Raw genomic sequence first — 24,864 nt, 5'->3', positions numbered from 1 at the left:
ACCCCCGGGGCGGCGCTCCACGCCCGGGGACGGTTGGTGGGGCGAGGGGGGTGACGGGTGAGAGGGAGTGACGCCCTCCTTCCGCCCCCGCCTCTCCCCCTCTCTTCCCCCGACGGGCCGTCAGGGGCGTTGCCCGTAGGTGGCCAGGCGCCGGGAGACCTCCGCGAGGTCGGCCTCCGTGAGCAGGGTGGGGGCGCGACCGGGGACGGAGGAGGCGGTCAGCCAGAGGCGGCACATCCACTCCAGCTGCGCGGTGCGGTCGTACGCCTGGTCCAGGGTGGCGCCGTGGGTGAGCGTGCCGTGGTTGCGCAGCAGGCAGCCGGTGCGGCCCGCCAGGGCGTCCAGCGTGTGCGCGGCGAGTTCCTCGCTGCCGAAGGCGGCGTAGGGGGCGACGCGGACCGGGCCACCCAGCGCGGCGGCCATGTAGTGGACCAGGGGCAGCTCGGTGACGAGGGTGGAGACGGCCGTCGCGTGGACGGCGTGGGTGTGGACGACGGCGCGGGCGTCGGTGGCGCGGTACACGGCGAGGTGCATGGGCAGTTCGCTGGTGGGGACCAGGGTGCCGAGCACCTGCCGCCCGTCCAGGTCGACGCCGGTCGCGTCCCCGGCCGTCAGCCGGTCGTACGGCACCCCCGACGGTGTGACGAGCACGGTGTCCCCGATCCGTACCGAGACGTTCCCGGAGGTGCCGACCACCAGTCCGTCGGCCACCGTGCGGCGGGCTGCGGCGACCAGGGCCCGCCACGCCTCCGCCCGCTCGGCGTCCCCCGCCGCCCCCGGTTCCGGTTCCGTTCCCGGTTCCGGCCCCGCGCCGGGTTCCGGTTTTGCTCCCGCGCGCTGCGGTTCGGTCACGATCGCGCCTCCTCCCGGGTGCCGCCGGGCACCCCGTCGCCCGCCCCGGCGGGCGGTCCCGCGGCGATCCTGCCAGCGGCGTCTCCGGAGAGCACCGGCGCGCGCACGCGGCGCGTCCGGCCGCGGAGGTCCCGGCCCCGTTTTCGGACACCACGACGCCCTATCCAGTTCATCTTCCGTTCACCATGGTTACCTAGGTTCGTCGCGCCAATGACCTCGAACGATTGCCTGGGTAAATGGAAAGCTTCTCGCTGATCCTCGCGATTGTGGTGGTAACCGCACTCGCGTTTGATTTCACGAACGGTTTCCACGACACCGCGAACGCGATGGCAACCACCATTTCGACCGGTGCGCTCAAGCCCAAGGTTGCGGTGGCCATGTCCGCCGTCCTCAACCTTGTCGGCGCCTTCCTCTCGGTGGAGGTCGCCAACACGATCTCCAAAGGTCTCGTCGACGAGACCGGCATCCGTCCCGAGGTCATCTTCGCCGCTCTGGTCGGCGCGATCCTCTGGAACCTGCTGACCTGGCTGGTCGGCCTGCCGTCCAGTTCCTCGCACGCCCTGATGGGCGGTCTGATCGGCGCCGCCGTCGCCTCGGCCGGCCTCGGCGCGGTCCACGGCGGCGTGCTCGTCACCAAGGTGCTGCTGCCCGCCGTCGCCGCCCCGATCGTCGCCGGCGTCGCGGCGATGCTCGCCACCCGGATGACCTACCGGCTCGGCCGCCGGGCCGACGGCCGGGCCGCCGAGAAGGGCTACCGCGCCGGGCAGATCGCCTCCGCCGGCCTGGTCTCGCTGGCCCACGGCACCAACGACGCCCAGAAGACCATGGGCATCATCACCCTCGCGCTGATCGCGGGCGGCGCCCTCGCCCCCGCCTCCGACCCGCCGGTCTGGGTCATCCTGTCCGCGGGCCTCGCCATCGCGCTCGGCACCTACCTCGGCGGCTGGCGCATCATCCGCACCATGGGCAAGGGCCTGACCGACCTCCAGCCGCAGCAGGGCTTCGCCGCCCAGACCAGCGCCGCGACGGTCATCCTGGCCTCCTCCCACCTCGGCTTCTCGCTCTCCACCACGCACTCGGTCTCCGGTGCGGTGATGGGCGCCGGCCTCGGCCGCAAGGGCGGCGTGGTCCGCTGGTCCACGGCCACCCGCATGTTCGTCGCCTGGGGGCTCACCCTCCCGGCCGCGGCCCTGGTCGCCGCGATCGCCGAGTGGGTCTGCCGCCTCGGCGACTGGGGCACGGCCGCGGTCGCGGTCTTCCTGATCGCCGCGAGCTTCGCGATCTGGCGGATCTCCCGGCGCGAGGTCATCGACCACACCAACGTCGTCGACGGCCACGGCCACGGCCACCACCACCCGGAGCCGGAGCCGAACGGGGTCGTCACCCAGGCCATCGCCGCCGTCATCCCGCCGCCCACCGACGCCGCCGTCGAGTGCCTGACGGCCGACGCCCTCGCCGCGGACGCGCTCGCCGCCGACGCACTCGCCGCGGACGCACTCGCCGCCGACGCGCTGGCCGCGGAGATCCCGGCCCCCTCGCCCGCCGTTCCGGCCGCCGCCGAGGCCAAGACCCCCTCCGCCTCGGCGCCCACCGCCGTCTGAGCCCGCGTCCGGGTCCGTCCGGGAGCGAAGGAAGAGAAGCACCATGCAGATCGACTGGGCAGCACTCGGCTCCGTCTTCGGGGTCAGTCTCGTGGTCACCGTGGCCCTCGTGGCCCTGTTCACCCTCGGCATCACCGGCCTCTCCCACCGGGAGCGGGCCGCCGCCCAGGGCCGGCCGGCGACGCTCGCCGTCACCGCCGCCTGCGCCTGCTTCGCGGCCTGCGCCGCGGCGGTGACCTACGGGATCTACCTGATCGTCGCCTGACCGGCCTCCGGCGGAGGGGCGCGGGGCGTTGCTGCGGGACACCGCCGTACGCCCCGCGCCCCTTCGCGCTCCCCCGCCCCCGACGACCGCGAGCGCGCGCCCGCGCCCCTCCGCCCTTCCCGCCCGCCCCGCGCCCGTCCGCCGCCCCCGCGTGCCCCGGCCCGCCCTTTCCGCGCCGCGCGCGCCGCGTCCGGGGCCCGCGCGCCGTGTGGGGCTTCCCACACTCACCCCGCGCAGGTCAACGGCGAGTTGACGGGCCTTCGCGGACCGTGGTGGACTTCCCGGTGCCATTACGGCGGCTGGAGAGGAAGCCGGTGCGATTCCGGCGCGGTCCCGCCACTGTCACCGGGACGGCACGCACCACGCGGTGCGCGCGGTCCCGGGAGCCAGGAACTCCCACCGCCGGTTCCGTCGAGCCAGGGCGTGGACACCCTGAGTGAGGACATACCCCCATGCGCGCCCGACGCCCGAGGTACCCCGGCACCCCGCTCCCCCGCCCCGCGACCGGCTGAGCCGTGCGCGCCGAACGCGTCTTCGCGTACGGTGCCGCCGCCGGCCTCCTCGGTGACCTGCTCCTCGGCGATCCCCGCCGCGGGCACCCCGTCGCCCTGTTCGGCCGTGCCGCCGGTGCCGTGGAACGCGGGCTGTGGCACGACCACCGCGGCTGGGGCGCCCTGCACACCGCCGTGTGCGCCGGGGGCGCCGCCGCGCTGGGCACCGCCGCCGCCCGCGCCGTGCGCCGCTCCCCCGCCGCCTCCGTCGCCCTGACCGCCGCCGCCACCTGGGCCGTCGTCGGCGGCACCTCGCTGGCCCGCGAGGCGCGCGCCGTCGGCCGCGCCCTGGAGGCCGGGGACCTCGGCACCGCCCGGGCCCGGCTGCCGCACCTGTGCGGGCGGGACCCCAAGGCACTGGACGCCGACGGGATCGCCCGCGCCGTCGTCGAGTCCGTCGCCGAGAACACCTCGGACGCGGTGGTCGGCGCCCTGGTGTGGGGCGCCGCGGCCGGGGTGCCGGGGCTGCTCGGCTTCCGCGCCGCCAACACCCTGGACGCCATGGTCGGCCACCGCTCACCGCGCCATCTGCGGTACGGCTGGGCCTCCGCCCGCCTCGACGACCTCGCCGGATGGCCGGGCGCCCGGCTGACCGCCGTCCTCGCGACCGCCTCCGGCGGCGATCCGCGCGGCGCCCTCCGCGCCTGGCGCGCCGACGCCGGACGCCACCCCAGCCCCAACGCGGGCCCGGTGGAGGCCTCGTTCGCCGGTGCCCTCGGCGTACGGCTCGGCGGCACCCTCTCCTACGCCGGCCGGGTTGAGCACCGGCCGGTGCTCAACGGCGCCGCCGGGCGCCCCGTCCGGACCGGCGACATCGAGCGGGCCGTGCGGCTGTCCCGGCGCGTGGGCTGGCTGGCGCTGGGCGTGTGCGCGGGCGCGCGGCTGCTCGCGCGCCGGGTGGCCGCCCCGGGACGCCGCGCCGCCGGGCGCGGGGCGGGGGGCCGGTCATGAGCGGCGGTCTCCTGGTCGCCGGCACCACGTCCGACGCGGGCAAGAGCGTCGTCACCGCCGGTATCTGCCGCTGGCTGATGCGGCAGGGCGTGAAGGTGGCCCCCTTCAAGGCGCAGAACATGTCGCTGAACTCCTTCGTTACCCGTGAGGGGGCCGAGATCGGCCGGGCCCAGGCGATGCAGGCGCAGGCCTGCCGGCTGGAGCCGACCGCGCTGATGAACCCGGTGCTGCTCAAGCCGGGCGGCGACCGCAGCAGCCAGGTGGTCCTGCTCGGCCGGGCGGTCGGGGAGATGAGCGCCCGCGGCTACCACGGCGGGCGCCAGCGGCAGTTGCTCGGCACCGTCCTCGACTGCCTGGCCGAACTGCGGGCCACCCACGACGCGGTGGTCTGCGAGGGCGCCGGCAGCCCCGCCGAGATCAACCTGCGCCGCAACGACATCGTCAACATGGGGGTGGCCCGGGGCGCCGGACTGCCCGTCCTGGTCGTCGGGGACATCGACCGCGGCGGCGTCTTCGCCTCCTTCTTCGGCACGGTGGCCCTGCTCTCCCCCGAGGACCAGGCGCTCGTCGCCGGGTTCCTGGTCAACAAGTTCCGCGGCGACGTGAGCCTGCTGGAACCCGGACTGGGCATGCTGCGCGACCTGACCGGCCGCCGGACCTACGGCGTGCTGCCCTTCCGGCACGGGCTCGGCATCGACGAGGAGGACGGCCTGCGGGTCTCCCTGCGCGGCACCGTGCGGGAGTCGGCCGTCGCCCCGCCGGTGGGCGAGGAGGTGCTGCGGGTCGCCGTGTGCGCGGTGCCGCTGATGTCCAACTTCACCGACGTGGACGCGCTGGCCGCCGAACCCGGCGTGGTGGTGCGGTTCGTGGACCGCCCGGAGGAACTGGCGGACGCCGACCTCGTCGTCGTGCCCGGCACCCGGGGCACCGTCCGCGCCCTGGACTGGCTGCGGGAGCGGGGACTGGCCCGCGCCCTCGTCCGCCGGGCCGCCGAGGGCCGCCCGGTGCTCGGCGTGTGCGGGGGCTTCCAGGTCCTCGGCGAGGAGATCGAGGACGACGTGGAGAGCCGCCGGGGCCGGGTCCAGGGGCTCGGCCTCCTGCCCGTGCGGGTCCGCTTCGCCCCCGCCAAGACCCTCGCCCGGCCGGTGGGCGAGGCCCTCGGGGAACGCGTCGAGGGGTACGAGATCCATCACGGCGTCGCGCGGGTGACGGGCGGCGAGCCCTTCCTCGACGGCTGCCGGTCCGGGCAGACCTGGGGCACCCACTGGCACGGCTCGCTGGAGTCGGACGGCTTCCGGCGGGCGTTCCTGCGCGAGGTCGCCGCCGCCGCCGGACGCCGCTTCGTCCCCGCCCCGGACACCTCGTTCGCCGCGCTGCGGGAGCGGCAACTGGACCTGCTGGGCGATCTGATCGAGGAGCACGCGGACACCGACGCCCTCTGGCGCCTCATCGAGTCCGGCGCGCCTCCCGGACTCCCCTTCGTCCCGCCCGGGGCACCCGGGTGAGCCCCGCCCCCGGGCCCGCGCCGCACGGTGCCGGGCCCCGTCGCCGTACCCCCTTCGAAGGAGTGACCGCCGCGTGAGCACGCCCTATCCGTTCACCGCCGTCGTCGGCCAGGACGACCTGCGGCTGGCCCTGCTGCTGAACGCGGTCTCCCCGCGGGTCGGCGGGGTCCTCGTGCGCGGGGAGAAGGGGACCGCCAAGTCGACCGCCGTGCGGGCGCTGGCCGCGCTGATGCCGCGCCTCGCGGTCGTGTCCGGCTGCCGCTTCGCCTGCGACCCCGCCTCCCCCGACCCGTCCTGCCCCGACGGCCCGCACGGCTCGCCCCCCGCGGCCGAGCGCCCGGCCGCCCTCGTCGAGCTGCCGGTCGGCGCCTCGGAGGACCGGCTGGTGGGGGCGCTGGACATCGAACGGGCCCTGGCGGAGGGCGTGAAGGCCTTCGAGCCGGGCCTGCTCGCCGCCGCCAACCGGGGCATCCTCTACGTCGACGAGGTCAACCTCCTCCACGACCACCTCGTCGACCTGCTGCTGGACGCGGCGGCGATGGGCGCCTCGTACGTCGAGCGCGAGGGCGTCTCCGTCCGGCACGCGGCGCGGTTCCTGCTCGTCGGGACGATGAACCCGGAGGAGGGCGAGCTGCGTCCGCAGCTGCTGGACCGCTTCGGGCTCACCGTGGAGGTGTCCGCCTCGCGCGATCCGGAGCAGCGGGTGGAAGTCGTCCGGCGCCGCCTGGCCTACGACGACGACCCCGCCGCTTTCGCCGCGCGCTGGGCCGGGGAGGAGGCCGCGCTGCGGGAGCGGATCGTGGCGGCGCGGGCCCTGCTGCCCTCGGTACGGCTGGACGACACGGCGCTCCGCCGGATCGCGGCGACCTGTGCGGCGTTCGAGGTGGACGGGATGCGCGCGGACATCGTGATGGCCCGTACCGCGACCGCGCTCGCCGCGTGGGCGGGGCGGACCGAGGTGCTGGCCGAGGACGTGCGCCGGGCGGCGCTGCTGGCCCTGCCGCACCGGCGCCGCCGCAATCCCTTCGACGCCCCCGGGCTGGACGAGGACCGGCTCGACGAGGCCCTGGACGAGTTCGGCGACGACGATCCCGACCCGGGGCCGGACGGCCCGGGCGGTCCCGGCGGTCCGGAGGGGCCGGGCGGGCCGCCGGAGTCCGGCGGCGGAGGGCACGGGGACAGCGCGCCCTCCGGGGACGGCGGTGACGCCGGGGAAGCGGGTGACGGCGCGGACGCCGGGACCGGTGGTCCGGAGGGCGCCGGGGAGGGGTCGCGGCCTCCCGGCGGGCCCGGTGCGGGCGAGCAGGCCCCGGCGCGGGCCGCCGATCCGTTCCGGACGAAGGTGCTCAGCGTGCCCGGCCTCGGGGACGGCGCCGCCGGCCGCAGGTCGCGGGCGCGCACCGAGCAGGGCCGCACCACCGGCGCCCGCCGCCCCCGGGCCACCCTGACCCGGCTGCACCTGTCCGCCACCGTCCGGGCCGCCGCCCCCCACCAGCGGGCGCGCGGGCGCGGTGGCCCGGGGCTGGTGGTGCGGCGGGACGACCTGCGGCAGGCGGTGCGCGAGGGCCACGAGTCCAACCTCGTGCTGTTCGTCGTCGACGCCTCCGGATCGATGGCGGCCCGGCGGCGGATGGGCGCGGTGAAGGGCGCCGTCCTCTCCCTGCTGCTCGACGCCTACCAGCGGCGGGACAAGGTCGGCCTGGTGACCTTCCGCGGCACGGCCGCCGAGGTGGCGCTGCCCCCGACCTCGTCGGTGGACGCGGCGGCGGCCCGGCTGGAGTCACTGCCGACCGGCGGGCGCACCCCGCTGGCCACCGGGCTGCTCCGGGCCCACGACGTGCTGCGGGTCGAACGGCTGCGCGACCCGGCGCGCCGGGCGCTGGTCGTGGTGGTGACCGACGGACGGGCCACCGGCGGCCCCGATCCGGTGGCGCTGTCCGCGCGGGCCGCCCGGCTGTTCGCGGCCGAGGGCACCGCCTGCGTGGTCGTGGACTGCGAGACGGGCCCGGTGCGGCTGGGGCTGGCCGGCCGGCTCGCGGGTGAACTGGGCGGCACGGCCGTCACGTTGGAGGAGCTGCGGGCGGACACCATCGCCGGGCTGGTCAGGGATGTCCGGGAGACCGGGACGAGGAGGGCCGCGTAGTGCCGAAGGGACAGCCGAGCGTCGTACCCGAGGACGGTCTGACGACCCGTCAGCGGCGCAACCGCCCGCTGGTGATGGTCCACACCGGCCCGGGCAAGGGCAAGTCCACCGCCGCCTTCGGGATGGCGCTGCGCGCCTGGAACCAGGGGTGGCCGGTGGGGGTGTTCCAGTTCGTCAAGTCCGCCAAGTGGAAGGTCGGCGAGGAGAACGCGCTGCGGGTCCTCGGCGCCTCCGGCGAGGGCGGGACCGTCGACTGGCACAAGATGGGCGAGGGCTGGTCCTGGGTCCAGCGCGACGACCAGATGGACAACGAGGAGAAGGCCAGGGAGGGCTGGGAGCAGGTCAAGCGGGATCTCGCCGCCGAGCGCTACCGCCTCTACGTCCTCGACGAGTTCGCCTACCCGCTGCACTGGGGGTGGATCGACACCGGCGAGGTGATCGAGACGCTCCGCGCCCGGCCCGGCAACCAGCACGTCGTCGTCACCGGCCGCAACGCCCCCGCCGCGCTGCTGGACTTCGCCGATCTGGTGACCGAGATGACCAAGGTCAAGCACCCGATGGACGCGGGCCAGAAGGGCCAGCGGGGCATCGAGTGGTGACCTCCCCGTCCGTGCCCCGGCTGGTGGTCGCCGCGCCCTCCTCGGGCAGCGGCAAGACCACCGTCACCACCGGGCTGATGGCCGCCCTCACCGCGCGCGGGCTGACCGTCTCCCCGCACAAGGTCGGCCCGGACTACATCGACCCCGGCTACCACGCCCTCGCGACCGGGCGCACGGGCCGGAACCTGGACTCCTACCTGTGCGGGCCGGAGCTGATCGGGCCGCTGTTCCTGCACGGGGCGCGCGGCTGCGACATCGCCGTCGTCGAGGGCGTGATGGGCCTCTACGACGGCGCCGCGGGCGAGGGGGAACTCGCCTCCACCGCCCAGGTCGCCAAGCTGCTGCGGGCACCGGTGGTGCTCGTGGTGGACGCCTCCTCGCAGTCGCGTTCGGTGGCGGCGCTGGTGCACGGCTTCGTGAGCTGGGACCCGGAGGTGCGGATCGGCGGGGTGATCCTCAACAAGGTCGCCTCCGACCGCCACGAGGAGCTGCTGAGGGAGGCCCTGGAGCACGTCGGGGTGCCGGTCCTCGGCGTGGTGCGGCGCGCCCCCGAGGTCGGCACCCCCTCCCGGCACCTGGGGCTGGTGCCGGTCGCGGAGCGGCGGGCGGCGGCGCTGGACGCCGTGGCGGCGATGGCGGCGCGGGTGGCCGCCGGGTGCGACCTGGAGGCGCTGCTCGCGCTGGCGCGCGGGGCCGGGCCGCTGTCCGCGCCGGTGTGGGACGCGGGCACCGCGCTCGCGGACGCCGCGCCCGCGCCGGACGGCACCGGGGCCGACGGGGTGCCGGGGGCGCCGACGGTCGCCGTCGCCGGCGGGCCCGCCTTCACCTTCTCCTACGCCGAGCAGAGCGAACTGCTCACCGCCGCCGGGGCCGTCGTCGTCCCCTTCGACCCGCTGCGGGACGAGGCGCTGCCGGACGGCACCCGCGGACTGGTCGTCGGCGGCGGCTTCCCCGAGGTGTACGCCGCGGAACTGTCCGCCAACGAGCCGCTGCGCGCGGCGGTGGCGGCGCTGGCGCTGGGCGGCGCCCCCGTCGCCGCCGAGTGCGCCGGGCTGCTGTACCTCTGCCGCGAGCTGGACGGGCGGCCCCTGTGCGGGGTGCTGGACGCCTCGGCGCGGATGTCGGAGCGGCTGACGCTCGGCTACCGGGACGCGGTGGCCGTGACCGATTCCGTCCTGGCCGCCGCCGGGACGCGGATGCGGGGTCACGAGTTCCACCGGACGGTCGTGGAGCCGGGGGCCGGGGCGGCTCCGGCCTGGGGGTTGCGCGGGCCCGGACGGCGCGTGGAGGGCTTCGTGCGGCGGGGCGTGCACGCCAGCTATGTGCACACCCACTGGGCGGCCCGGCCGGAGACCGCCCGGCGCTTCGTGGCGGGCTGCCGCGCCCCGTGACCGGTGACGGGCGGCGCTCACTCGGCCAGCCCCACCACCAGCCAGATGAAGGCGGCCCCGGCGACGGTGCAGAGCAGGGTCGCCGGGGCGGGGTGCTCGTGGTGGGCCTCGGGCAGGATCTCGGCGGCGGCGAGATAGAGGAGCACACCGCCGAAGAGGCCGAGGTAGCCGCCGAGCGCGGCGCCGGGGACGGAGACGACGAGGGTGGAGGCCGCCCCGGCCACCGGGGCCACGGCGTCCGCGACGAGCATGGCGACCGCGCGGCGGCGGGCGTTCCCGTACAGGCTGGTGAGCGTGTAGGTGTTGAAGCCGTCGGCGAAGTCGTGGGCGATCACGGCCAGGGCGACGGCCGCGCCCATGCCGCCGCCGACCTGGAAGGCCGCGCCGATGGCCACGCCGTCCATCGCGCTGTGCCCGACCATCGCGGCGGCGGCCGTCAGCCCCACCTCGGGCGAGCGCCCGCCCGTCGTGCCCTCGGCGTACTCGTCGCCGCCGTGGGCGGCTCGGCGGGCCGCGAGCAGCCGCTCCACCATGTGCGCGAGGAGGAATCCGGCCACGAACAGCAGCAGGGCCACCGGGACGCCGAAGACCGGGTGGCCGGCGGCCTCCAGTGCCTCGGGCAGCAGGTCCAGGCCGACCACGCCCAGCATCAGACCGCCGGCCAGTCCGAGGACCAGGTGCCGCCGGTCGGTCACGCGCTGAGCCGTCCAGCCTCCGGCCAGCGTCATCAGGAACGCGCCGAGCGCGACGAGGACCGCCATGCCCCCTTGCTATCCGATCGGGGCGCCGTCACACGCGCACGACAGCGGGAACGGCGGTAAATATGTGCGGAGTCGCTGGTGGGACCGGAGGGACGGCGGCCGGGTCCCCGGGCCTGGTGGTCGGGATCGGGGCCTCCCCCGGCGTGCCGGCCGGGGAGGTGGTCCGGCTGGTCGCGGACGCGCTGAGGGAGGCCGGGGCGGCCGGGCCGGTGGTGGCGCTGGCCACCGTGGACGCCCGGGGGAGGGAGCCCGGGATTCTGATGACAGCGAAACGTTTCGGTGTTCCCGTTCTCACCTACCCCCCCGAGGAACTGGCCGCCGTCGAGGTGCCCCATCCCTCCGCCGCGGCGCTCCGCGCGCTCGGCACCCCGTCCGTCGCGGAGGCGGCGGCCCTGCGGGGCGGCGGCGAACTGATCGTGCCCAAGCGCAGATCGGCGGCGCGTCCGGCGCGGGCGACCGCCGCCGTCGTCCGCCTCCCGGCCCCGGCGTCGGCGGACGGGACCGCCCCGGGCACCATCGCGTGCATGGACACGTACTCAGCACCCGGCCCCGGCACGCGGCACCGCCCCGGCCCGCCGCCCCCTCCCGATCTGCGGCACCACGGGGACGCCGAGGTCCGGGACGACGGCGCGGCCCTGGTGGACCTCGCGGTCAACGTGCGCGCGGACACGCCGCCGCGCTGGCTGCGCGAGCGCCTGGCCGCCTCGCTGGACTCCCTCGCCGCCTATCCGGACGGGCAGGCCGCGCGGGCGGCGGTGGCGGAGCGGCACGGGCTGCCGGTGGAACGGGTGCTGCTGACGGCGGGCGCGGCGGAGGCGTTCGTCCTGCTGGCCCGGGCGCTGGGGGCGCGCCGTCCGGTGGTGGTGCATCCGCAGTTCACCGAGCCGGAGGCGGCGCTGAGGGACGCCGGGCACACCGTCGGCCGGGTCCTGCTGCGCGCGGCGGACGGCTTCCGGCTGGATCCGGCGGCGGTGCCCGGGGACGCCGATCTGGTGGTGATCGGCAACCCCACCAACCCGACGTCGGTGCTGCATCCGGCGCGGGACGTGGCCGCGCTCGCCCGGCCCGGGCGGACCCTGGTGGTGGACGAGGCGTTCATGGACGCGGTGCCGGACGAGCGGGAGGCGCTGGCCGGGCGGACGGACGTGCCGGGGCTGGTGGTGCTGCGCAGCCTCACCAAGACCTGGGGGCTGGCGGGGCTGCGCGTCGGCTACGTCCTCGCCGAACCGGGGACCGTCCGGGCGCTGGGGCGTGCCCAGCCCCTGTGGCCGGTCTCCACGCCCGCGCTGGTGGCCGCGGAGGCGTGTGTGGCGCCCCCGGCCCTCGCGGAGGCCGCCCGCGCGGCCCGCGCCATCGCCGCCGACCGGGCCCATCTCGTCGCCGGGCTGGGGCGGTTCGCGGGGGCGGGACTGCGGGTGGCCGGGCCTGCCGAGGGCCCCTTCGTCCTCGTCCGGGTGCCCGGTGCCGCGGCGGTGCGCCACCGGCTGCGCGCGCTCGGCCACGCGGTGCGCCGCGGCGACACGTTCCCGGGCCTGGACTCCGACTGGCTGCGCCTCGCGGTGCGGGACCGGGCGACGACGGACGCCTTCCTGGCGGCGCTGGCCGAGGCACTGCGGGGCTGAGCGGGGCGCCGGCCGGCCCGTGGCGGGGACAGGGCCACGGGCCGGCCGGGGCCCGTTGCGTCAGCCCCGCCTGCGGCGGGCCAGGACCAGGGCCCCGCCGCCGCCCAGGACGAGCACGGCGGCGCCGGCGGCGATGTACGGGGTGGCGGAGCTGCCGCCCGTCTCGGCCAGGTCGACCTCCTCCTTGGAGCCCTGGGGCGCGGTCCCGGCGGCCGGTTCGACGGCGGGCGACTCCGGCGCGGGCGGCTCGGCGGCCTCCCGGGCGGGCGGCGGGGCCTCGCAGGTGGCCTCGGCGAGCGTCACGGTGCCGTCGACCTCGGACACGTTCAGGTCGAGCGGGTTGACGGAGACCTTCAGCACGAGGGCGGTGGCGGCGGCCGTGCGGGAGGTGGTCGCGGCCCGGGACAGGTCCAGCCGCACCTCGCCCACGCCCGGGACCTTCACCTCCGTGGTGCCCCCGGCGGTCAGTTCGGTCTTCCTGCCGAGCACCGTCACCGGGCCCAGCAGGTTCGACGAGGCGACCGGCTTCCTCCCGGCCTCGCAGGTGGCCGTGGCGGTGACCTGCTGGACCTCGATCAGCGACAGCAGGGGCAGTCCGGGGAGGTGCACCGCGGCGTTGACCAGCCGGGTGGCGCCCTCGGCCCGGCTCCCGTCGGCGTCGGCCCGCGCCTCGGCCACGTCGGCGCGCAGCACGGCGAAGGGACGGCCGCCGTCGACGGCGTCCAGGGTGGCGGACAGCGCGGTCCGGTGCGCGTTGCCGGGCGCCCGCACCTCGTTGAGGCCGACCGTGAGCGGGACGTTCACGGTCCGGTTGAGCAGGGAGACGTCGAGCGCGGTGCGCAGGACCGCGGCGCTCGCGCGGCCCTGGTCACCGGTGGCGTGGGCGGTGCCCGCACCGGTCAGGACCGCGGGAGCGGCGGTCAGGACCGTGGCCGCCGCGAGGGCGGCCAGACGGTGTGCGGGCATGCGGAAGGTGTTGCCGTTCAAGGTGGTGGGACCCCCACTGGGACATGCGTGCGGAACACGCATGAGCGACATGCTCGGGACCCGCACAGAATGGCTCCGCGCGCCGTCGGCCGTCAGCGTTCCCGGGGCACTTCACCCCTTCGTGAGGTTTCCGCCCGCGTTTTCGATTCTTTCTGCACAGTCGTTCCCTCCCGTCACCCGTGCCCGCTATCCGACCACGCGTCCGTTGAGCACCACCCGGTGCGGGGCGCCGAGCACGCGCACGTCCGCGCGCGGGTCCCGCTCGTAGACCACGAGGTCGGCCGGGGCGCCCTCGTCCAGGCCGGGGCGGCCGAGCCAGCGCCGGGCGGCCCAGGTGGCGGCGGAGAGGGCCTCGACGGGCGGGATCCCGGCGGTGACCAGTTCGGCGACCTCCGCCGCCGCCAGGCCGTGGGCGAGGGAGCCGCCCGCGTCGGTGCCGACGAAGACGGGGACCCCGGCGTCGCGGGCGTTGCGCACCGTCTCGTAGCGCCGGGCGTGCAGCCGGCGCATGTGGGAGGACCAGCGCGGGAACTTGCCCTCCCCGCCATCGGCCAGGGCGGGGAAGGTGGCGATGTTGACCAGGGTGGGCACGATGGCGACGCCCCGCTCCGCGAAGAGCGGGATGGTGTCGTCGGTCAGTCCGGTGGCGTGCTCCACGCAGTCGATGCCGGCCTCGACCAGATCGCGCAGCGAGTCCTCCGCGAAGCAGTGCGCGGTGACCCGGGCGCCCAGCCGGTGGGCCTCGGCGATGGCCGCCTCGACGGCGTCGCGCGGCCAGCAGGCGGAGAGGTCGCCGAGGTCGCGGTCGATCCAGTCGCCCACCAGCTTGACCCAGCCGTCGCCGCGCCGGGCCTCCCGGGCGACATGGGCGACGAGGTCCTCGGGCTCGATCTCCCAGGCGTAGCCGCGGATGTAGCGGCGGGTGCGGGCGATGTGCCGGCCGGCCCGGATGATCTTCGGAAGGTCCTCGCGGTCGTCGATCCAGCGGGTGTCGGAGGGCGAACCGGCGTCGCGGATGAGCAGGGTGCCCGCGTCCCGGTCGGTGAGCGCCTGCCGCTCGGCGACGTCGGCGGGGACGGCGCCGTGGCGGTCGAGGCCGACGTGGCAGTGCGCGTCGACCAGCCCCGGCAGCGCCCAGCCCTCGACGGTGCGGACGTCCCGGGCCCCGGCGGGGCGGTCGTACGAGATCCTGCCGCCGATCACCCACACCTCGTCGCGGACGTCCTCGTCCCGGGGGCCGACGAGGACCCGCCCCTTCACGTGCAGCACCGCCTGATCAGTCATGTCCGGCACCCTAGGCCCTGCCGTCGCCTACCCGTCCGCCCGGTCCGCCCGGTCGCGACGGGGACGCGGCGGCGGCGCCTACGGCCGCTCCGTCCGGCCGTACGGCGGGGCGGACGGTCCGCTCCCCCGCTCCCGGCGGGCACGGGCCGCGGCACGGGCGCCGAGTTCCCCCGCGCATCCGGCGCCGACGGCGCCCGCGGCGGCGGTCAGACCGAGCACGGCGACGCCGGGGTTGGCGTAGCCGGGGATCTCGCCGGAGTCGTAGCCGTCGCCGTCGCCCGTCTCGCAGAGGAAGCCGAGGGGCAGGTAGGAGGCGGAGTAGTCGACGACCCGGGCGGCCCGTTCCGGTTCGGCGCCGGTCCGGCAGGGAGCCATGGGCGCGGAGGCGGTGCCGCCGTCCTCCGCCTCGACGACCGCCCAGGCCACGGAGAGCGCGCCCCAGGCGTACAGGGCGGCGGCCCCGACCCCGGCACACCCGGCGACGGCACGCAGCCGCGCTCCGGCGCGGCGGTACGCCGGGGGGACGGCCGGGCACGCGGACGCGGCCCCGGTGGCCCGCGCGCCCCGGACGCACCGGGGGACGCGCTCGGGCGGGGCCGGGGCGGCGCGACGCAGGACGAGGGCCGTCACCACCGCGATGAGGACGAGCAGCAGGAGGACGAGCACGCGGAGGAGTCCATCAGGTCGGGGAGCGGCTCGGCAGTGGCGGAAGCCACAGTTCCGGGCGCGGGCGCCACGGCGGACGGCATCCGGCGCGGAGGGCCGCGCGGGGCACGGTTACCCTCGATCCCGTATCCGCAGCCCGCCCGGCCGTGACGGCCCACCGGTCCGACCGCGCCCGGACACGACCGAGAAGAGCGCCGCCGTGACCCACCCCCTGCTGGACCCGGCCCCGATGGACGCCGCCCGTTTCGCCGCGATCGAGGACCGGGTGGCGCGGCTGCTGGACACCGCGCAGGACGTGGTGATCACCCAGGGCGAGGCGCTGCTGCCGCTGGAGGGCGCGATCCGCGGCGCCGCCGGTCCGGACACCGTCGCGCTCAACGTGATCACCGGCCCGTACGGGCAGACCTTCGGGAACTGGCTGCGGGACTGCGGGGCGACGGTCCACGACCTGGCCGTGCCGTTCCACACGGCGGTCACCGCCGAGCAGGTGCGGGAGGCGTTCGCGGAGCATCCGGAGATCGACTTCGTGTCGCTGGTGCACGCGGAGGCGGCGACCGGGAACACCAACCCGGTCGCGGAGATCGGCGAGGTGGTGCGGGAGCGGGGCGCGCTGTTCTCCGTGGACGCGGTGGCCTCGGTCGGCGCGGAGCCGGTGCTGCCGGACGCCTGGGGCGTGGACCTGTGCGTGATCGGCGCGCAGAAGGCGCTGGGCGGTCCGGCCGGGGTCTCCGCGGTGTCGGTCAGCGAGCGGGCGTGGGCGCGGATGGCGGCCAACCCGCGCGCGCCGCGCCGTTCGTACCTGTCGCTGCTGGACTGGAAGGAGCGCTGGATCGACGGGGGCCGCCGGGCGCTGCTGCACGCCCCGGCGCAGTTGGAGATGCTGGCGCTGGAGGCGTGCCTGGAGCGCGTCGGGGCGGCGGGGCTGCCCGCGGTGATGGCGCGGCACGCGTCGGCCGCGGCGGCCACCCGGGCCGGGGCGACGGCGCTGGGCGGCGGACTGGAGCCCTATGTGCGCGAGGCGCGGGACGCGGCGCCGGTCGCGACGACCCTGCGGACGCCGCCGGGGGTGGACGCCTCCGAACTGGTGGCGCGGGCCCTGGCCGCCGGCCCGGCGCTGCCGCTGGCCGCGGGCGGCGGGGCGCTGGCCGGGGAGATGATCCGGGTCAACCACTACGGGCGGGACGCGACGCCGGAGACGGTGCTGGCCTGCCTGTCCGCGCTGGGCGACGCGCTGGCCGGGACGGGACGGACGACGGACCCGGAGGGGGCGCGACGCGCCGCCGCGGGTGCGTGGCGTTGACGAACGAAAGCACGAACCACTCATCACCATGAATAACGGGTAACGTCAGAATATTCGATCACCTGAAATTAATGAATTCTTTTCAGGGCAGCTTCCCGTATTCTTCTGCCCGCTTTCCGGGGACCTAAACGCAGTGATTTCAAGGAGCCGGAAAGCGGGCGATTCCGACGTTGCGGCGAACGGGTTACATGATTGTGACCCGTTACACATACTGTCCGTTTTCTACCATATAACCCGGTCGAAATATCCCAAAACGTCAACCTCCTGATGCCCCGTAACGCGCCCGCGTGATAACACAGGCAACGCCGACATGTAACCCCGTCCGGCGATGCATTTTCCCATTTCCCTGGGTAAATTCAATCTGCATGACTCCCGCGCAAGCAGAGCTGCAAATCGACCGTCCGAGAGTGGCCGACGGGGCCGCCCTGTGGCGGATGGCAAGGGATTCCCAGGTGCTCGATCTGAACTCCTCCTACAGCTATCTGCTGTGGTGCCGCGACTTCGCCGCCACCTCGGCCGTCGCCCGCGACGGGCGCGGTGAGCCGGTCGGTTTCATCACCGGGTACATCCGGCCGGACCGCCCCGACACCCTGCTGGTGTGGCAGGTGGCGGTGGACAACGCCCTCCGCGGGCGGGGGCTGGCCTCGGCCATGCTGGACTCGCTCACCGCCCGGACCGTCGCCGAGCACGGGCTGACCGCGGTCGAGACCACGATCTCGCCCGGCAACACCGCCTCCGAGCGGCTGTTCACGTCCTTCGCCCAGCGGCACCGCGCCCCGCTGGAGCGCGAGGTGCTGTTCGCGACGGAGTCGTTTCCCGACGGGCCGCACGACCCGGAGGTCCTGTACCGGATAGGCCCGCTGTCCGCCCCGGCCACGGCCGGCGCCGCGGACGCCCCCGGCTCCCCCGCCTCCCACTGACCCGGTTCCGGCCCGGAACGCCGCCGTTCCGCCGGAATCCGCCCGACTCCCCCTCTCACCCCTCTCGCAACGAGGAGCGATTCGTCGTGACCATCACCCAGCCCGATCTGAGTGTCTTCGAGACCCTGGAGTCCGAGGTGCGCAGCTACTGCCGCGGCTGGCCCACCGTCTTCGACCGTGCCCACGGCAGCCGCATGTACGACGAGGACGGCCACGAGTACCTCGACTTCTTCGCCGGAGCCGGTTCGCTCAACTACGGGCACAACAACCCCGTACTGAAACGCGCGCTGATCGACTACCTGGAGCGGGACGGCGTCGCGCACGGCCTGGACATGTCGACCGTGGCCAAGCGGCGCTTCCTGGAGACCTTCCAGGACGTGGTACTCCGCCCGCGCGACCTGCCCTACAAGGTCATGTTCCCGGGCCCGACGGGCACCAACGCCGTGGAGTCCGCGCTGAAGCTGGCGCGGAAGGTGAAGGGGCGCGAGGCGATCGTGTCGTTCACCAACGCCTTCCACGGCATGTCGCTGGGGTCGCTCGCGGTGACCGGCAACGCCTTCAAGCGGGCCGGCGCCGGCATCCCCCTGGTGCACGGCACGCCGATGCCGTTCGACAACTACTTCGACGGCACCGTCGAGGACTTCCTGTGGTTCGAGCGGCTCCTGGAGGACCAGGGCTCGGGCCTGAACAAGCCGGCCGCCGTGATCGTCGAGACCGTGCAGGGCGAGGGCGGCATCAACGTCGCCCGCCCGGAGTGGCTGCGCGCGCTGGCCGCGCTGTGCGAGCGGCAGGACCTGCTGCTCATCGTCGACGACATCCAGATGGGCTGCGGACGCACCGGCGCGTTCTTCTCCTTCGAGGAGGCCGGGATCACCCCGGACATCGTCACCGTCTCCAAGTCGATCAGCGGCTACGGGCTCCCCATGTCGCTGTGCCTGTTCCGGCCCGAACTGGACGTCTGGGAGCCGGGCGAGCACAACGGCACCTTCCGCGGCAACAACCCGGCCTTCGTCACCGCGACGGCCGCGCTGGAGACGTACTGGAGCGACGGCTCCGCGATGGAGAAGCAGACCCGCACCCGCGGCGAGCAGATCGAGCAGCACCTCATCGCCATCACCGAGGAGAACCTGGCCGACATCAAGGAGTACCGCGGCCGGGGCCTGGTGTGGGGCGTGGAGTTCCACGACAAGCCGCGCGCGGGGCGGATCGCCCGGCGCGCCTTCGAACTGGGGCTGCTCATCGAGACCTCCGGCCCGGAGAGCGAGGTCGTCAAGCTGCTCCCGGCGCTGACCATCACGCCCGACGAGCTGGACGAGGGCATGAAGACACTGGCCCGCGCGGTGCGCGAGACGGCCTGAACCCGAGCGCTTCCGGCGCCCGCGCCCCGTGGCGGACCCGCGGGCGCCGGTATCCCCGCACCACCCCTTCACCGAGGAGGCATCGCAACACCGTGATCGTCCGTTCGTTCAAGGAGATCGAAGGCACCGACCGGCACGTGAAGTCGGCGTCCGGCACCTGGGAGAGCAAGCGCATCGTCCTCGCCAAGGAGAAGGTCGGCTTCTCCCTGCACGAGACGATCCTCTACGCGGGCACCGAGACCGACATGTGGTACGCGAACCACATCGAGGCCGTCGTCTGCACCCGGGGCGAGGCCGAGCTGACCGACCGCGAGACCGGGAAGACCTACTACATCACCCCCGGCACCATGTACCTCCTGGACGGCCACGAGCGGCACACGCTCAGGGTCAAGGAGGACTTCCACTGCATCTGCGTCTTCAACCCGCCCGTGACGGGGCGCGAGGACCACGACGAGAACGGCGTCTACCCCCTGCTCACCGAGGAGGTGTGAACCACCGTGACCACGGCCACGAACGTCACCGATCTCTACCCCACCCGGGGCTCCACCGAGGTGGTCACGCCCCGCCGCGACCCGGTCGTCTGGGGGGAGCCGGGCGCCCCCGGCCCGCTCGCCGCCGGTGACCTCGGCTCCTTCGAGCGCGACGGCTTCCTCGCCCTCGACCGGCTCCTCGCCCCCGAGGAGGTCGAGGTCTACCGGCGGGAGCTGGAACGGCTGGTGTCCGATCCGGAGATCCGCGCGGACGAACGCTCCATCGTGGAGCCCAAGTCCAAGGAGATCCGGTCCGTCTTCGAGGTGCACCGGATCAGCGAGGTGTTCGCGGAACTGGTGCGCGACGAACGGGTCGTCGGCCGGGCCCGGCAGATCCTCGGCTCGGACGTCTACGTCCACCAGTCGCGGATCAACGTCAAGCCGGGCTTCGGGGCCAGCGGCTTCTACTGGCACTCGGACTTCGAGACCTGGCACGCCGAGGACGGCCTGCCGCGCATGCGCGCGGTCTCCGTCTCCATCGCGCTGACCGAGAACCACGACACCAACGGCGGCCTCATGATCATGCCGGGGTCGCACCGGACGTTCCTCGGCTGCGCGGGGGCCACGCCGGAGGACAACTACAAGAAGTCCCTGCAGATGCAGGACGCGGGGACGCCGTCGGACGAGGCGCTCACCACGATGGCCGCGGAGCACGGCATCAGGCTGTTCACCGGCAAGGCCGGCTCCGCGACCTGGTTCGACTGCAACGCCATGCACGGGTCCGGCGACAACATCACGCCGTTCCCGCGCAGCAACGTGTTCATCGTGTTCAACAGCGTGGAGAACACGGCGGTCGAGCCCTTCGCGGCGCCGGTGCGCCGGCCGGAGTTCATCGGGGCGCGGGACTTCACGCCCGTGCGGTGAACGGCGGATGAGCCCGGCGGCGGGCGACGGCACCGGGCGGAGCCTCCCTGGCGGGGCCCGCCCGGTGCCCTGCGCGTGCGGGCACGGGTTGTACGGCGCGGGGTATATGGCGCGAGGCGAACGGCGCGGCGGATGCCGTGGGCGCGCGAGTGCCGTGCGCGCGCGGGTACCCGGTGCCGGGTCAGTGTCCGGGGACCGCGCAGCCGTCCGGGCCGCAGGTCTCCGCGTCCTCCCCGGCGCCGCCCCGGATCAGGGTCAGCGGGGTGCGCTCGCCCCAGGCCCGGGTGAGCACCTGGTCGAAGACCTCCGCGCTCTGGGCGCCGGAGACGCCGTACTTCTGGTCGATCACGAAGAACGGCACGCCCCTGGCGCCGAGTTCCGCCGCCTCCCGCTCGTCGGCGCGCACCGCGTCGGCGTGAGCGGCCGGGTCGGCGAGCACCGCGCGGACGGCGTCCTCCGCCAGCCCGGCGCCGGTGGCGAGGGCCACCAGCCGTTCGTCGTCGTTGAAGACCGTGGCCTCCTCGGCGAAGTTGGCCCGGTAGAGGGCGTCCAGCAGGGCCCCCTGCCGCCCGTGCTCCCGGGCGAGGTGCAGCAGCCGGTGCATGTCGAAGGTGCTGCCGTGGTCGCGGTCGCGGGTGCGGTACTCCAGGCCCTCGGCGGCGGCCTGGGCGCCCAGGTCGTCCTCGCCGGCCCGCACCTGGGCCTCGCTCATGCCGTACTTGGCGGTGAGCATGGACAGGACGGACTGGACGTCGTCCTTGGCCCGGTCCGGGTCCAGCTCGAAGGAGCGGTGGACGACCTCGACGGCGTCCCGGTGCGGGAAGGCCGCGAGCGCCTTCTCGAAGCGGGCCTTGCCCACGTAGCACCAGGGGCAGGCGATGTCGCTCCAGATCTCGACGCGCATGTCTCGGCTCTCTCCAGGTAGTCCGGCGTACGGCTGCGGGGACTCCTCAGCCTGTACGTGAACGTTCAAGCAGCCTGGGTGATTCCCGGCCCCAGGGGGAATCCGGCCGGGCGGTCGTTCCGGTCCCCGGCGCACCACCGGCACCGCCCCTTAGGCTCTCCCCATGGACATCGCACTGCGTGAGGTTCACGACAGCGACCTGCCCGTCTTCTTCCGGCAGTTGAACGATCCGGAGGCGCTGCGCATGGCCGCCTTCACCCCCGAGGACCCGGCCGACCGGGCCGCCTTCGACGCCCGCTGGGCGCGGGCCCGGACCTCCTCGGACGTGGTGCGCACGATCCTCGGCGACGGCGACGTCCTGGGCAGCGCCGCGGTGTACGGGGAGCCGGGCGAACGCGAGGTCACCTACTGGGTGGACCGGGCCTACTGGGGGCGGGGGGTGGCCACGGCCGCCCTGCGCCAACTGCTGGCCGAGGTGCCGGAACGGCCGCTCTACGCGCGGGCGGCGGCGGACAACGCGGGCTCTCTGCGGGTGCTGGAGAAGTGCGGCTTCACCCCGAGCGCGCGGACCCGGGGCCACGCTCCGGCGCGCGGCGTGGAGATCGACGAGGTCGTCCTCCATCTGCTGGACCGGACGCCCGGCGGCGGATGAGCGGACGATGAGAAATCACCGTCGGCGGAACGATCCCCCGCCCCCCGCTCGTCCAGGGAACGGGATGAACAGGATGATCAGGCGCGCGGCGGCCTTCTCTCTGATCCTGGTGCTCGCCCTGCTGGTCAGGGCCACCTGGGTGCAGTTCTACGAGGGCCGCGCGCTCGCGGACGACACGGACAACCGGCGCAACGCGATCAGGACCTACGCGCAGCCGCTCGGGAACATCGTCGTGGCCGGGCACCCGGTCACCGGTTCGGCGCCGACGGAGGGCGGTGACCTCCGCTACCGGCGCACGTACACGGACGGCCCCCTGTACGCGGCGGTGACCGGCTACACCTCCCAGAGCTACGCCCCCACCCTCCTGGAGGGCGTCCACCGGGACGCGCTGAACGGCACCGACCCCCGGCTGCGGACCGTGCTGGACACCGTCACCGGCGCCCGGTCCGCGCCGGGCGATGTGATCACCACCATCGACCCGGACGTGCAGCGGGCCGGATACGAGGCGCTCGGCGGGAAGAAGGGCGCCGCCGTCGCCGTCGACCCCGGCACCGGCCGCATCCTCGGCGTGGTGTCGACCCCCTCCTACGACCCGTCGGAGCTGACCGACGCCAACACCGCCGCCGCGGCCTGGAAGCGGCTCACCGGGGACCCCGACGAGCCCCTGACCAACCGGGCGCTGCGCCGGCCGCTGCCCCCGGGGTCCACCTTCAAGCTGGTGGTCGCGGCGGCGGCGCTGGAGGAGGGGCTGTACGGGTCGGTGGACGAACCGACGGACAGCCCCGACCCGTATCGCATGCCGGACACCTCGCGGAACCTCACCAACGAGAACCCGTCGGCCCCCTGCGAGGACGCCACGCTCCGCACCGCCCTGCGCCACTCCTGCAACAACGTCTTCGGGAAGCTGGCCGTCGACCTGGGCCAGGACAGGCTGCGGGCGATGGCGGAGCGATTCGGGTTCAACGACTCGGAGCAGGACGTGCCCGTCCGCGCCCACCCCAGCGTGTACCCCGAGGACATGGACCGGCCCTCGACGGCGCTGACCGGCATCGGCCAGTTCGACGTGACGGCGACACCGCTGCAGATGGCGATGGTCTCGGCGGCCCTCGCCAACGGCGGTGAGCTGGTCGCCCCGCACATGGTCTCCCGGGTCACCGACGGCGGCGGCGACGTGCTCCGGGACTACGACGGCGAGGCCACGTCGCGGCGGATCGTGGGCACCGCCACCGCGGCCCAGCTGCGCTCGGCCATGGAGACGGTGGTCCGGGAGGGCACGGGTACGAACGCCCGCATCCCGGGCGTCACCGTCGGCGGCAAGACGGGCACCGCCCAGCACGGCGAGAACAACAGCAGGACCCCGTACGCCTGGTTCACCTCCTACGCCACCTCCCCGGAGAACGGCCGGCAGGTCGCCGTGGCGGTCGTGGTCGAGCAGTCCGACGCCGCCCGCTCCGAGGTCAGCGGCAACGGACTGGCGGCACCGGTGGCCCGGGCGATGATGCGCGCGGCGCTTGAGGGGTAGACCGCGGCGGGGTGGGCCCCGCCCGGGGCCCACCCCGCGCAGGGGCCCACCCGCGCGGGAGGGACGGGACGCTCCCCGGAGCGCCGGACCCGGCGCGCGTGCGATCCCGAGCATGCCCCGGCCCCGTGGCATCGCCCGCACCCCCCACGGCACCCCGCCCGCGTCGTCATGGCCCGCCGGACCGGCGGGGCGGCAGGGTACGGGCGGGCACCGGGCGTACCTACCCGATCGGCCGAGGGTAAGGGAACGGCAAAACATCTTCGCTCGTTCACCCGGCATGACAGCTATGACCCCCGGCTCGAACATCCCTCTGACCGCCGCCCGCGTGGCGGTGGACGTCACCGCGCCCGTGCGGCTCGACGTATCGGGCCTGCTGCTCACCGCCGACGGCAAGGTGCGCTCCGACGACGACTTCATCTTCTACAACCAGCCCACCGGACCGGGCGTGACCCACCGCTCCGGCGGCGGCACCGCGCCCGACTCGGTCACCGTGGACACCGGCGCCGTCCCCACGGGCGTCGAGAAGATCGTCGTCACCGCCAGCCCGGACGCCGCCGGGCAGACCTTCCAGGGCATCGAGCCGACCGCGACCCTGCGCGACGCGGCGAACGGCTCCGTCCTCGCCACGTTCACCCCGCCGCGGCTCGGTGCCGAGACGGCGCTGGTGGTCATGGAGATCTACCGGCGCAACGGGGTCTGGAAGGCGCGCGCGGTCGGGCAGGGCTACGCCAACGGGCTTGCCGGTATCGCCACCGACTTCGGTGTCACGGTCGACGAGCCGGCGGCATCGGCGGCACCCACGCCCGTGGCACCTCCGGCACCCCCGGCCCCGGCAGCGCCCGCGGCTCCGGCGGCGCCCGCGGCTCCCCCGGCGCCGCCGGTCACGTACACGAGGTCGTCCGCCGCCACCGTGCCGGCGATGCCCGCGGCCCCGCCGCCCGCCCCGCCCTCGGCCCCGCCCGCTCACCCCGCGCCGGGCGCCGGGAAGATCAACCTGGACAAGGGCCGGGTCAGCCTCCGGAAGAACCAGACGGTGTCCCTGGTCAAGGGCGGCCGTCCGCTGCTCTCCCAGGTGCGGATGGGGCTCGGCTGGGAGCCGGCGTACCGGGGCAAGGACATCGACCTGGACGCCTCGGTCATCGCCTACGGCCCGCAGCGCAACCACATCGACAGCTGCTACTTCGGCAAGCTGCAGATCCTCGGCGGCGCCATCCAGCACTCGGGCGACAACCTCACCGGCGAGGGCAGCGGCGACGACGAGATCATCACCGTCGACCTGGGCCGTCTCCCGCAGGAGGTCAGCGGTCTGGTCTTCACGGTGAACTCCTTCTCGGGCCAGAGGTTCACCGAGGTCGCCAAGGCGTACTGCCGCCTCTTCGACGCCGCCACCGGCGAGGAACTGGTCCGCTTCGACCTGACCGGCGCCGAGCCCCAGACGGGCGTGATGATGGCGAAGCTCATCCGCCAGTACTCCGGCGAGTGGGAGATGACCGCCATGGGCGACTTCCTGAAGGCCCGCACGGTCCGGGGCATGGTCAAGCCCGCCGCCCAGGCCCTCTGACCGCCGGACCGGACCACCCCACCGCCCGTCCCCGCGGGGGTGGGGAGAAAAAAGAGTGAACAGATGGCCGCACCC

22 protein-coding genes and 1 riboswitch are annotated in these 24,864 nt (G+C 75.1%); of the genes, 16 read left to right on the top strand and 6 right to left on the bottom strand.

What is annotated here, in order from left to right:
- Positions 1–120 precede the first annotated feature (120 nt).
- Positions 121–852, bottom strand: a complete 732-nt coding sequence (locus GTY84_RS07595; protein ID WP_161225327.1) for a class II aldolase/adducin family protein — start codon at positions 850–852, stop codon at positions 121–123.
- Between the two features lie 236 nt (positions 853–1,088).
- On the opposite strand from GTY84_RS07595, the gene GTY84_RS07590 reads away from it, so the two are divergent.
- The 7 genes from GTY84_RS07590 to GTY84_RS07560 all read left to right on the top strand — a co-directional run bounded on the left by GTY84_RS07590 (position 1,089) and on the right by GTY84_RS07560 (position 9,858).
- Positions 1,089–2,453 carry an inorganic phosphate transporter gene (locus tag GTY84_RS07590; RefSeq protein ID WP_161225326.1) on the top strand — a complete coding sequence of 455 codons (1,365 nt, stop codon included), beginning with the start codon at positions 1,089–1,091 and terminating at the stop codon, positions 2,451–2,453.
- A 43-nt stretch (positions 2,454–2,496) separates the two neighbouring features.
- Positions 2,497–2,718 (top strand): hypothetical protein, encoded by a 222-nt coding sequence (locus tag GTY84_RS07585; protein WP_161225325.1) that lies wholly within the window; start codon positions 2,497–2,499, stop codon positions 2,716–2,718.
- A 303-nt stretch (positions 2,719–3,021) separates the two neighbouring features.
- A riboswitch (cobalamin riboswitch) is annotated at positions 3,022–3,114 on the top strand.
- A 119-nt stretch (positions 3,115–3,233) separates the two neighbouring features.
- Positions 3,234–4,220 (top strand): cobalamin biosynthesis protein, encoded by a 987-nt coding sequence (locus GTY84_RS07580; RefSeq protein WP_161225324.1) that lies wholly within the window; start codon positions 3,234–3,236, stop codon positions 4,218–4,220.
- The gene (locus GTY84_RS07575) at positions 4,217–5,725 is read left to right on the top strand and encodes a cobyric acid synthase (protein ID WP_161225323.1); all 1,509 of its coding nucleotides are present in this window, start codon (positions 4,217–4,219) and stop codon (positions 5,723–5,725) included. Before GTY84_RS07580 ends, GTY84_RS07575 begins: the two co-directional genes overlap by 4 nt.
- Before the next feature lie 73 nt (positions 5,726–5,798).
- Positions 5,799–7,868, top strand: coding sequence for a putative cobaltochelatase (locus tag GTY84_RS07570; RefSeq protein ID WP_161225322.1), 2,070 nt, complete (start codon positions 5,799–5,801; stop codon positions 7,866–7,868).
- Positions 7,868–8,467, top strand: coding sequence for a cob(I)yrinic acid a,c-diamide adenosyltransferase (gene cobO, locus GTY84_RS07565; RefSeq protein WP_161225321.1), 600 nt, complete (start codon positions 7,868–7,870; stop codon positions 8,465–8,467). Before GTY84_RS07570 ends, cobO begins: the two co-directional genes overlap by 1 nt.
- Positions 8,461–9,858 (top strand): cobyrinate a,c-diamide synthase, encoded by a 1,398-nt coding sequence (locus GTY84_RS07560; protein WP_161225320.1) that lies wholly within the window; start codon positions 8,461–8,463, stop codon positions 9,856–9,858. The genes cobO and GTY84_RS07560 overlap by 7 nt, the downstream gene beginning before the upstream one ends.
- A 17-nt stretch (positions 9,859–9,875) precedes the next feature.
- Here GTY84_RS07560 and GTY84_RS07555 read toward each other — a convergent pair whose 3' ends face one another.
- On the bottom strand, positions 9,876–10,619 hold the full coding sequence (locus tag GTY84_RS07555) for a ZIP family metal transporter (protein WP_161225319.1): 744 nt from the start codon (positions 10,617–10,619) through the stop codon (positions 9,876–9,878).
- A 62-nt stretch (positions 10,620–10,681) separates the two neighbouring features.
- On the opposite strand from GTY84_RS07555, the gene cobC reads away from it, so the two are divergent.
- On the top strand, positions 10,682–12,241 hold the full coding sequence (gene cobC, locus GTY84_RS07550) for an Rv2231c family pyridoxal phosphate-dependent protein CobC (RefSeq protein WP_161225318.1): 1,560 nt from the start codon (positions 10,682–10,684) through the stop codon (positions 12,239–12,241).
- 60 nt (positions 12,242–12,301) lie between these two features.
- Here cobC and GTY84_RS07545 read toward each other — a convergent pair whose 3' ends face one another.
- The 3 genes from GTY84_RS07545 to GTY84_RS07535 all read right to left on the bottom strand — a co-directional run bounded on the left by GTY84_RS07545 (position 12,302) and on the right by GTY84_RS07535 (position 15,178).
- Positions 12,302–13,228 carry an SCO1860 family LAETG-anchored protein gene (locus GTY84_RS07545; protein WP_161225317.1) on the bottom strand — a complete coding sequence of 309 codons (927 nt, stop codon included), beginning with the start codon at positions 13,226–13,228 and terminating at the stop codon, positions 12,302–12,304.
- A gap of 186 nt (positions 13,229–13,414) precedes the next feature.
- Entirely contained in the window at positions 13,415–14,512 is a 1,098-nt protein-coding gene (locus GTY84_RS07540; RefSeq protein ID WP_161225316.1) for an amidohydrolase family protein, read from the bottom strand.
- Positions 14,513–14,590: 78 nt separating this feature from the next.
- Positions 14,591–15,178: a hypothetical protein gene (locus GTY84_RS07535; protein ID WP_202550006.1), complete on the bottom strand. Its 588-nt coding sequence runs from the start codon at positions 15,176–15,178 to the stop codon at positions 14,591–14,593.
- A 199-nt stretch (positions 15,179–15,377) separates the two neighbouring features.
- On the opposite strand from GTY84_RS07535, the gene GTY84_RS07530 reads away from it, so the two are divergent.
- The 5 genes from GTY84_RS07530 (at position 15,378) to thpD (ending at position 20,150) form a co-directional block, all read left to right on the top strand.
- Positions 15,378–16,478: an aminotransferase class V-fold PLP-dependent enzyme gene (locus GTY84_RS07530; RefSeq protein WP_161225315.1), complete on the top strand. Its 1,101-nt coding sequence runs from the start codon at positions 15,378–15,380 to the stop codon at positions 16,476–16,478.
- Positions 16,479–16,843: 365 nt separating this feature from the next.
- Positions 16,844–17,398 carry a diaminobutyrate acetyltransferase gene (ectA, locus tag GTY84_RS07525; protein WP_161225314.1) on the top strand — a complete coding sequence of 185 codons (555 nt, stop codon included), beginning with the start codon at positions 16,844–16,846 and terminating at the stop codon, positions 17,396–17,398.
- A gap of 86 nt (positions 17,399–17,484) precedes the next feature.
- A complete protein-coding gene (gene ectB / locus GTY84_RS07520) occupies positions 17,485–18,756 on the top strand; it encodes a diaminobutyrate--2-oxoglutarate transaminase (protein WP_161225313.1) in 1,272 nt (423 codons plus the stop codon).
- Positions 18,757–18,848: 92 nt separating this feature from the next.
- Positions 18,849–19,247, top strand: a complete 399-nt coding sequence (locus GTY84_RS07515) for an ectoine synthase (protein ID WP_161225312.1) — start codon at positions 18,849–18,851, stop codon at positions 19,245–19,247.
- A 6-nt stretch (positions 19,248–19,253) separates the two neighbouring features.
- Positions 19,254–20,150, top strand: a complete 897-nt coding sequence (gene thpD / locus GTY84_RS07510) for an ectoine hydroxylase (protein ID WP_161225311.1) — start codon at positions 19,254–19,256, stop codon at positions 20,148–20,150.
- Between the two features lie 181 nt (positions 20,151–20,331).
- On the opposite strand, the gene GTY84_RS07505 is transcribed toward thpD, so the two are convergent.
- The gene (locus tag GTY84_RS07505; RefSeq protein WP_161225310.1) at positions 20,332–21,054 is read right to left on the bottom strand and encodes a DsbA family oxidoreductase; all 723 of its coding nucleotides are present in this window, start codon (positions 21,052–21,054) and stop codon (positions 20,332–20,334) included.
- Between the two features lie 163 nt (positions 21,055–21,217).
- Between GTY84_RS07505 and GTY84_RS07500 the strand changes: the two genes are divergently transcribed.
- The 3 genes from GTY84_RS07500 to GTY84_RS07490 all read left to right on the top strand — a co-directional run bounded on the left by GTY84_RS07500 (position 21,218) and on the right by GTY84_RS07490 (position 24,789).
- Positions 21,218–21,706: a GNAT family N-acetyltransferase gene (locus tag GTY84_RS07500; RefSeq protein ID WP_161225309.1), complete on the top strand. Its 489-nt coding sequence runs from the start codon at positions 21,218–21,220 to the stop codon at positions 21,704–21,706.
- Positions 21,707–21,770: 64 nt separating this feature from the next.
- Positions 21,771–23,228, top strand: a complete 1,458-nt coding sequence (locus GTY84_RS07495) for a penicillin-binding transpeptidase domain-containing protein (protein WP_161225308.1) — start codon at positions 21,771–21,773, stop codon at positions 23,226–23,228.
- A gap of 286 nt (positions 23,229–23,514) precedes the next feature.
- Entirely contained in the window at positions 23,515–24,789 is a 1,275-nt protein-coding gene (locus tag GTY84_RS07490; RefSeq protein WP_161225416.1) for a TerD family protein, read from the top strand.
- Positions 24,790–24,864: the final 75 nt, after the last annotated feature.

The sequence above is a fragment of the Streptomyces sp. SID8352 genome (assembly GCF_009862265.1).
Classification (GTDB): domain Bacteria; phylum Actinomycetota; class Actinomycetes; order Streptomycetales; family Streptomycetaceae; genus Streptomyces.
This window is presented reverse-complemented; position numbering and strand designations above follow the sequence as displayed.